4 protein-coding genes are annotated in these 3,323 nt (G+C 66.0%); all 4 read right to left on the minus strand.

The window, feature by feature from the left end:
* The coding region (locus tag MUO23_13355; protein ID MCJ7513936.1) for a response regulator transcription factor at window positions 1–389 on the minus strand (389 nt) is incomplete at its 3' end.
* The gene (locus tag MUO23_13360; GenBank protein ID MCJ7513937.1) at window positions 364–1,851 is read right to left on the minus strand and encodes a sensor histidine kinase; all 1,488 of its coding nucleotides are present in this window, start codon (window positions 1,849–1,851) and stop codon (window positions 364–366) included. The genes MUO23_13360 and MUO23_13355, both read right to left, overlap by 26 nt.
* A 152-nt stretch (window positions 1,852–2,003) precedes the next feature.
* Window positions 2,004–2,933 (minus strand): hypothetical protein, encoded by a 930-nt coding sequence (locus MUO23_13365; GenBank protein ID MCJ7513938.1) that lies wholly within the window; start codon window positions 2,931–2,933, stop codon window positions 2,004–2,006.
* Between the two features lie 9 nt (window positions 2,934–2,942).
* A partial coding sequence (locus MUO23_13370; protein MCJ7513939.1) for a cytochrome c occupies window positions 2,943–3,323 on the minus strand: 381 nt, incomplete at its 5' end.

Here is a 3,323-nt window from a genome sequence, read left to right on the forward strand (position 1 = left end):
AGCGATGGATACAAGTAGACCTCGCCGGCGGCGGCAGCCTGGATCGCCTGGATCAGCTCCTCCGCAGCCGCCCGCTTGGGCACGTAGCCGGTTGCACCCGCATCCAGCATCTTGAAGAAGTACTCCTCGTCCTCGTGGATAGTCAGTGCCACCACAGCCACCGACGGCCGCAGGCGCTTGATCTGGCGGGTGGCTTCAATGCCCGAGGTATCGGGCAGCCCGATGTCCATCAGGACCACATCCGGCTCGAGGCGTTCCACAGCCAGCAGCGCCTCCGCCGCCGAGCCGGCCTCACCGACGATCTGCATGCCGGATTCATTCTCCAGCAGCATGCGCAAACCGGAACGGACGACAGCGTGATCGTCAACCAGCAACAGGCGTGTCGGCATAGCCTACCTCGCGAGTCGGATGGCGCGGGATGAGTACCGTGACGCAGGTTCCCTTGCCCGGTGCGGTGTCAATCGCCAACTGTCCGCCGAGCAGCACCGCCCGTTCCTGCATGCCCAACAGCCCCCACGGCGGATCTTCGCCCTCTCGCACCAGCGTTGGATCAAATCCGATTCCGCTGTCACACACCATCAGGGTGACGTGGTCCGGAAGGTACTTCACCTGGACAGAGGCCCTGTCGGTCTGGGCATGTCGGACCACGTTGTTTAGGGCCTCCTGGGTAATCCGGAACAGGGCTGTCGCCGCCTCACCCGGGAGCGTATCATCCTCACCAATGACCTCGACTGCGACCCTCAATTGTGTGCGCACCTGCAACTCGCCGGCATACCAGCGCAGGGTCGCCGCCAGCCCGAGGTCATCCAGGTGTGATGGCCTGAGGTTGGCGATAATGCGCTGTAGCTCATGCAGCGAGTGGGTGACGAGGTCTTCAAGCTGCTGCAGCTGGCTGCCTGCCCGCCGCGGGTCCTTGGCAAGGGTACTCAGCGCGCCCCGCAAACCCAGGCCAACCGCCGTCAACGATTGGCCGGTGTCGTCGTGCAGTTCACGCGCAATTCGCTGCCGCTCGGCCTCCTGCGCAGCCACCACCCGCTTCAAGAGCTCGCCGCGCATCGCCTGCCTGCGTTCGGCCTCCTGCAGCCGGGCCGCTTGCAGCTCGGCAATGTGACGCTGGACTTCGACCTCGGACGAGCGCAGGAATCGGACAACGAAGATCGCGACCACCACCGCAGCTGCTGCCCGCAGCAGCTGCACCGGAAAACCAAACAGCGAGATGAACAGGTCGTTGTTGATGATATTCGACGGCGGTAGAGGCGTGGCAACCGTGAAGGCCTGGCCGATGGCGCCATACCAGGCAAAGGCCACTGCCGCCCACAGGCTGTCCTGGCCGAATTCGGCCAGGCCTGCCTGACTGAACACCCGTCGCTGCGCCAACAGCCCGGCGCAGGCCAGCAAGGCCGAAGGGATCGCCAGGATGTAGCGTGTCCAGACATCGGCCACGTGCCAGAAGTCTTGCGGATACCGCCCGCTCAGCGCCAGCATGCCCATCGTCCAGACCGCCAGGCCGGCCAGCGGGATCCAGATACTCGCCTTGCGAGACATGGCCCCCGGAAACAGCAGGGCGGCGCCGAAGGCAGCCAACGACAAGAACGAGAGGCCCAGCACGAACACCCGGATGACATCCAGTGTGTCGGCGTTCACGGCCTGCAAGGGGCTCATCCCCAGCAGGTGGAACATCTCCATCCATTCGTGCGCTCCGTGAACCAGACCGAAGACGGCCAGGAAGCGCAAGGCATAGTGCAATCGCTGATCGGAGATGTGGCCGATCTCAAGCAGAATCGCCAGGCCCATGCTGAAGAAGGCCAGGCCATACACAAAGAAGATCCAGATCAATGCGTTGGACGGCATCGCCCTTCCTGCTTCCAGTCTAGCATCAGCTGCAGGCATCGGAAACCAGACGAGCCGCCTGGTTGCCCTGGATGGATGTCCCCCGCTGGGGAGCGAACGGCCCCCGGGGGCACTGAAGCTGCCGGAGACTGGCAAAGTGTGGGGCGGTGGATCTACCCTCGCAGCTTGGCGCCACACTGCCGGCAAAACGGGTCGCTGACGCCGGCTTGTGAGCCACAGCTGTGGCAGAAGACGATCGAGACGTCAAGGGATGCCGCCGAGGCCGGCACCTCCGCCCGACTCGGCCGATGGCGCTCGCGGGCGGATTGGACGGCGGACCGCCGTCTTGAGCGCCAATACAGCACGCCGCCGCCCACCACCAGGCCAATGCCGATCACTGCCAGCCCCGCGGGGAGCCAGGCCGTGACATCCAGGCTCCCAGAACCCGACTCGGCCGGCCCGGCGACCGGAGGCTCCGGCTGGCCAACCGTGTCAACCGAGAGGGTCGAGGTCTCACGGCGGTAGCTCAGGCGGATTTCCTGCGTGGCTGTCCCCGGGATGGGGCCCAGATCGGCCAACGAGTATTGCAGGCCATCGGGGCGCGGCTGGCTGGACTGGGGAGGCGGATCGATCGTCATCGCCTCGGATCCAACCGGGTGCTGCACTTCGTAGCTCAAGTTTGCCAGATCCTGACCGCCGGGCCACTCGTACGTGAAGGCCCGCTCTGCCCCAGAGATCTGCAGCGGCTGGTAGTACTCCAGCTGGGCGCTTGGGGTCTCGGTGGTCAGGGTGATCAAGGCCCAGTCACCCTGAACCTGGCGGGCGTAGGGAGCGTTGAGCAGCGCGCCATCCGCTGTGGTGTAGGCCACGGCCAGCGGCTCGCCGGCGGAGGCCGGGATCGGCAGGGTGATTTCGGCCGGCAAGCTCGTCCCGGGCGCTAGCTCCGCCCGCAGGATCACCAGCATCGCCGGCTGATCATATTCCGGCCACAATGCCACCTCGAGGCGATCGATAGCCGGCTGCGCCTGACTGCTCGCTGCCTGAAGCGGCAGGCTGAGGGTCAGCAGCAGCAACACTGGCGGTATCCATGGCAGGTAACGCATCCCCACTCCTCAGGCGCGGCGGTAGTACAAGACCAGCGCCAGGGTGCCTAAGGCCAATAAGCCCCCCAGGATGGCCAGGCTGGCCGCTCGTCCCAGCGGCCCGGCAGCCTGCGGCGACGGCGTTGCCGCAGGCGCAAGCGGGCTGAAGGTGAGCACCAGGGCCGCCACGTCTGCCATTTGCTGATCGGTCAGTGGCCCGCCCCGATTCTTCCCCCAGGCCGGCATCTTGGTGCCGCCGATCCCGGCCCCGACCACGGACCGGATGTATGCGGCAGGATCGGCGGCCGGCCAGTCCTTGGCCAGGGTGTAGCCGAACCCGCCCTGCCCTTGCTCTCCATGGCAGGCGATGCAGTTCTCATGGTAGACGACGGCGCCGGCCGAAGGGTCACC

The sequence above is a fragment of the Anaerolineales bacterium genome (genome assembly GCA_022866145.1).
Lineage (GTDB): Bacteria > Chloroflexota > Anaerolineae > Anaerolineales > E44-bin32 > PFL42.

Coding starts and splice junctions, on each gene's coding strand:
- MUO23_13360 (MCJ7513937.1), bottom strand. CDS start 1,851: ATGCCGTCCAACGCATTGATCTGGATCTTCTTTGTGTATGGCCTGGCC.
- MUO23_13365 (MCJ7513938.1), bottom strand. CDS start 2,933: ATGCGTTACCTGCCATGGATACCGCCAGTGTTGCTGCTGCTGACCCTC.